The organism is Bacillus cereus group sp. BfR-BA-01355 (genome assembly GCF_022663675.1).
Classification (GTDB): domain Bacteria; phylum Bacillota; class Bacilli; order Bacillales; family Bacillaceae_G; genus Bacillus_A; species Bacillus_A thuringiensis_S.
The window spans coordinates 1-4,681 of the sequence record NZ_JAKUFY010000200.1 but is presented as its reverse complement, the minus strand read 5'-3'; the positions used below and the strand labels follow the sequence as shown (position 1 = coordinate 4,681).

Here is a 4,681-nt window from a genome sequence, read left to right as displayed (position 1 = left end):
AAGTTTTGAAGATAAATAATACCCTGGCCGTTGTCAGTTAATCTCCAATTCACCCCAATGTTTGGATAATTTGATAAAATGACAGTACCATTATTATCATTTATATCAAGAAATACATCTTTAAAATTACCGTGACCAAAGTTCATAAGGTTTATAGTAGAATCAGCGCGATAATTATTATATAGATTGTGTGAAGAATAGTTTAAATTATAAGGATTGTACAATTAAATCATCCTCTCTTAATAATTATTTCTTAAAATCATAATTATGTACTTATATTTCTTGATGTATAGATAATCGTCTATATAAAAAAGCCTTAAAATAAATATTTGAAGTGAACCCCGAAAACGGGACACCTATCAAAACACCTAAACCACTTGTTCCCTAAATTCTTTAGGGGATAGGTGGTTTAATTTTTCTTGAATTCGCACAGTTGTGTTGGATACTTTTGTTATCTCTTGTGAATAGAAGGCTTCACTTTTCAAATGACCAAAGAAGCTTTCCATGACGGCATTATCATGGCAATTTCCTCTCCGGGACATGCTGGTGATAATGCCGTTTTCTTTGGCATATGCTTGAAATTCCTTCGCTGTATAAATACTTCCTTGATCTGAGTGAAGAAGGACATCTTTTACTTTTCGCCCTCTCATTGCTTGTTTTAATGTCTTCATTGCTAATGGCAGTGCTTAGGACTCGCTGATGACATAACTAATAATTTCACGATTAAAGGCATCCATAATCGTTGATAAATACAAGGTACGCTCTCCAAATAATAGATACGTCACATCCGTAAACCACTTTTCATTTGGTGCGGATGCATCGAATTGGCGTTCCAATCGATGAGGGGCTACTACTGGCTCCGCACCACTGATATATTTCTTTTTCTTTCGACGAACTTTTGAGAGAATCTGATTTTGTCTCATGATTCGTAATACTTTTTTATGATTCACACACAGCCCCATTTTCCGAAGAGTTGCGGTCACTCTTCGATATCCATATCGTAATTTATGCCGAAGACAAACATCCTTTATTTTCTCTTCTATCCCATCTCTTAGGTCCACTGTTCGTTGTAACCAACGATAAAATGTAGACCGGAGTAATTCTAATACATTACACAATTCTTTTACCGTTAGTTTTGTTTTTAAATCGGTCCATAAAGTAACTACAGTTTCCGGGTTCAACTCCTTTCGATTTCCAGATACTTTCCCCATATCAGTAATTTTGTTTTTAACTGTTTATTTTCTAACCGTAGCTGTTCCAATTCATTTAACTCTTTTGGCCCTTTTCCATAAGAATATTGTTTTCCTACAGGTTGTTGAAAACGATACGTTTGACCGGTACGATACCACTTCATCCACGTCTTAATTTGGGAAACATTTTTAATTCCAAACTTCTCCATAATGGTCCGATTGGAATATCCATCCTTTTTCATTTCAACCACTTTCCACTTTATTTCTTCTTGGTAATGAACTCTTGTCTTCAAACCAAAAACACCTCCAGTGAATTTGCATACTTAGTATGCGAATTCAGGAGGTGTTTTTTTCATGTATCACTATTCGGGTTCACTTCATATTTTTATTTTAAGGCTTTTTTATATAGAAAAATTGTTTGAAACAAGTAATTTATCGAATTATTATTCACGTGAACCGTAAATAGATTGTATTCCTGATATGTCATCTTGATGTAAAGAACGTAAAATTCCACTATAACTAGGGAACATTAGTGAGCCTCTAACTTTAGAATGAGATAAACCAAGAGAGTGACCAAATTCATGAGCAGCTACAGTAATAAGATCAATACCTGATGTAGGTGTACTTATTGACCAAGTTTCACCATCATCAAAATGTGCATCTCCTGCGAGAGAACCGCTGTTAGGAGGTGGGAAATAAGCATGTGCTAATACATTTCCATTACCATCAAATGGATTGTTATCACCATGTTCTCCTGTGACAAATGATATTAAGATATCAGCATTATCAGTTGTAACTTCTTCAAAAGTTAAAGGAGTTACTTCGCTCCAAAGACTAAATGCCTTAGCAATAGCTGAACGAACTTCATCTTTTGATAAATCTGATGTGAATTTTACAAATTTATAAGTAAGATTATTTTTATTCCACTTGTTTCCTTGGGCTGCAAAGTTTTCAAGTCCCTCATGTAGATCTGGACATCCACATCTTGGTAATCTCATTTGTTTTATTGTAGTTTCATCTAATTCGCCGGATTGAGGTATATCATTAAATTTTTGATATTTTTTCAAAGCAGTTTCAGTAGTATCATCAAAATTAGCTTCTAATTCAACTTCGTTATCACCTTTTTTTAAATATCCAAATGCTTGAAGAAAATTTTGTAATTCATTTACTGGTTTGCCTTTAGAATCTCTTTTTAACCCAATGGCAGATGGTAATTTCATAAACAGCCCTTCTTTACTTTGTATATTTTGGTATTATATTATTTAAACACGTTTTTTAATATTTGTAATTACGTATAAAATTATGCATCTAACTTTAAAATGTGGTTAATACAAAGTTGATTTTGCTATTTTAAAAATATAGGTATTATAATTAAATAATTTATATATATTCTTAGTTATAAAAAAATGGAAAATAAAGGTTTTTACGTTTGGTACGCTAGCATTTTTTAATTTAGTATTTCAAATGTATACTTTCTTTTTATATTTTAAGAATATTTGCATATTCGATTTGAGATCAATATTTTAGAATGTATTAATGTAAATTAATATTTAAAAATTAACAATTCGAACACTAAAAAAGTCCCTTCAATTCATTTGAAAGGACTTTTAATCAACATAATAATGTGGATTTTTTCTTTTTGTTGCCTGGTTTTGTGTCTGAATGGGTCTCTAAATGTAAAGCGACATTGTGAAGTCATCAGTTGTGGACGTAAAAACCTTCATCCCAAGGTTTCTCCCACCGGGTTCGTCCCAGCAACGAGAGAATGCATGTTGAGGAAGGGTTGTGTAGGTATCTCCTGACCATATATGATTACGATTTGTGTCCTCAGCGTAAAAGTAAAAATTTCCTTTGGTCGACCCAGTTCTTACAGTTCTCGTTCCTCTAGGCCCAACTTGATACCAGCCTACTTTTCTCCATACGCTACCAGCACAGCTTCGATCTACATGGGCGAAAGCTACCCACAAAGTTAAACTAGTGTCGTTCTTAAATGTAAGTGCCATTGTTGTTACTCCCTCCTGGTTTTGTATGATGATGTGTCACAAAGTCAGGGACAGGAGAATATGCATAATTTAAACCCAGATGAGAGCTAAATGTGCATTCGTCGCATTTAGCTCTACCTTCACTATAAGTATAGCTTGAAGGTACTGAAACTGTTGTAGGTACTTGGTTTATGTCATAAGTAGGTGCTATATGCCAAGGGTTTGTTCTATACTGTTGATATGGTATCTCATATTCATAAGGTGAATACAGAGTAGGTCCAAATGCAGGTACATAATACGGATGAAACAAAGACAATCACTCCTTATTATAACTGTATTTTTCCGACATTATATTTAGCTGTCTATGTTTTAGAAGATTGTCTATGTATAATTGGATGATTACCTAAGATACGTAACAAGACGGAAAACGAGAAAGTGTTTTCACCTACAATCAATTTGGCGGAAGTTTAGGTAAAAGTGTCTGGTAACTTTATTATTTTTAAGAATTATACATATTTTTATATTTTAAAAATAAATATCGTATATTCTAGATTATTATTATACAATATATCAATTAAATTATATATGAGAATGGAGAGTTTTAATTGGAATTATTAAGAAACAGTAGGGTTGGTACAAAACTAAACATATTAATAGCTATATCAAGTATCGCTTGTATAGTATTATCCCTAATAGGTTTTTCGGGACTAGAAAAAGGAAAGAATGCTTCCTCTAATATGTATGAGAACAGCTTATTGCCAATTGAATGGATAGGAATTGTAGAATCTAACTTTTATCATGTTAATATGAATTTTATGGAAATAATGGTGTCCAAAGATGAAAAAAGAATGAACGATTTAATAAAAGAAATGGATGGAATTCGAAAGGAAAACGATCAGTTATTAAAGCAGTTTGAAACTAAAGTTATTTCTAATAAAGAAAAAGAACTATATAGCAAATTTCATGAAGCGTTTAATGAATTAAGAACTCTGATGAAAAAAGCACAAGAATTAGGGAAATCTAATAATGAGGAAGCGTATGCCTATTATCTAAAAGAAATTGAACCTAATATGCAAAAAACAATTCAGTCAATTCGTGAATTAATTATATATAACAGCAACAATGCAAACCAGTTACAGAAAGTTAATAATAATAGTGCTCAAAATACAATGATAATGTTTGTGGTTATATCAATTTTAGCAATTGTCATAGTTATATTTATTGGATATATTATTAGATTTACTATACGAAAACCGCTTATTTTATTACAAAATGATATGGAAAAAGTAGCTGCAGGTGATTTAACAATACGTACGTCTTATAAAGCAAATAATGAGTTAGGAATTATTGTACAGTCTTTCAATAGTATGTTAGATAACCTACAACAATTAATTGCGAATGTTAAGGTGACAACACAAGAGGTGATTTCTTCTACGGAGGGGGTTTTACAAGACACAAAGCGAGCATCTAATATTTCAAATGAGATTGTTCAGACCATTTCTGAAGTAA

Annotated in this window: 5 protein-coding genes and 1 pseudogene; 1 reads left to right on the top strand and 5 read right to left on the bottom strand. The window is 32.2% G+C overall.

Features of this window, described 5'->3' with window-relative positions:
- The 5 genes and pseudogenes from MR167_RS30435 to MR167_RS30420 all read right to left on the bottom strand — a co-directional run.
- Positions 1-224: hypothetical protein (locus MR167_RS30435; protein ID WP_242316168.1), on the bottom strand; the 224-nt coding region annotated here is incomplete at its 3' end.
- Positions 225-368: 144 nt separating this feature from the next.
- A pseudogene (locus MR167_RS30430) lies at positions 369-1,483 on the bottom strand (IS3 family transposase).
- A 150-nt stretch (positions 1,484-1,633) separates the two neighbouring features.
- On the bottom strand, positions 1,634-2,410 hold the full coding sequence (locus MR167_RS30425; RefSeq protein ID WP_000775479.1) for a matrixin family metalloprotease: 777 nt from the start codon (positions 2,408-2,410) through the stop codon (positions 1,634-1,636).
- A 450-nt stretch (positions 2,411-2,860) separates the two neighbouring features.
- Positions 2,861-3,193: a DUF1036 domain-containing protein gene (locus MR167_RS33785; protein WP_137075418.1), complete on the bottom strand. Its 333-nt coding sequence runs from the start codon at positions 3,191-3,193 to the stop codon at positions 2,861-2,863.
- Complete coding sequence (locus MR167_RS30420) at positions 3,177-3,482, bottom strand: hypothetical protein (RefSeq protein ID WP_170961946.1); 306 nt, start codon at positions 3,480-3,482, stop codon at positions 3,177-3,179. Before MR167_RS30420 ends, MR167_RS33785 begins: the two co-directional genes overlap by 17 nt.
- A gap of 295 nt (positions 3,483-3,777) precedes the next feature.
- Between MR167_RS30420 and MR167_RS30415 the strand changes: the two genes are divergently transcribed.
- Positions 3,778-4,681 (top strand): methyl-accepting chemotaxis protein (locus tag MR167_RS30415; protein ID WP_242316167.1); only part of this gene is annotated, 904 nt, incomplete at its 3' end.